3 tRNA genes are annotated in these 238 nt (G+C 52.9%); all 3 read left to right on the forward strand.

Annotated elements, in window-relative coordinates:
- Window positions 1–76 (forward strand) — tRNA-Asn (locus HFE01_RS26800).
- 3 nt (window positions 77–79) lie between these two features.
- Window positions 80–152, forward strand: a tRNA-Thr gene (locus HFE01_RS26805).
- 11 nt (window positions 153–163) lie between these two features.
- Window positions 164–235: transfer RNA gene (locus tag HFE01_RS26810), tRNA-Glu, on the forward strand.
- Window positions 236–238 lie beyond the last annotated feature (3 nt).

Below are 238 nucleotides of genomic sequence, written 5' to 3' on the forward strand. Positions count from 1 at the left end.
TCCCTGATAGCTCAGTTGGTAGAGCACTCGACTGTTAATCGAGTTGTCACAGGTTCGAGTCCTGTTCGGGGAGCCATTTGCTCTCATAGCTCAGTAGGTAGAGTGCATCCATGGTAAGGATGAGGTCACCGGTTCGATCCCGGTTGAGAGCTTGTTACAGGATGGCCCGTTGGTCAAGGGGTTAAGACACCTCCCTTTCACGGAGGTAACAGGGGTTCGAATCCCCTACGGGTCATAG

The sequence above is a fragment of the Paenibacillus sp. EKM10P genome, assembly GCF_011800655.1.
GTDB classification, from domain to species: Bacteria; Bacillota; Bacilli; order Paenibacillales; family Paenibacillaceae; genus Paenibacillus; species Paenibacillus polymyxa.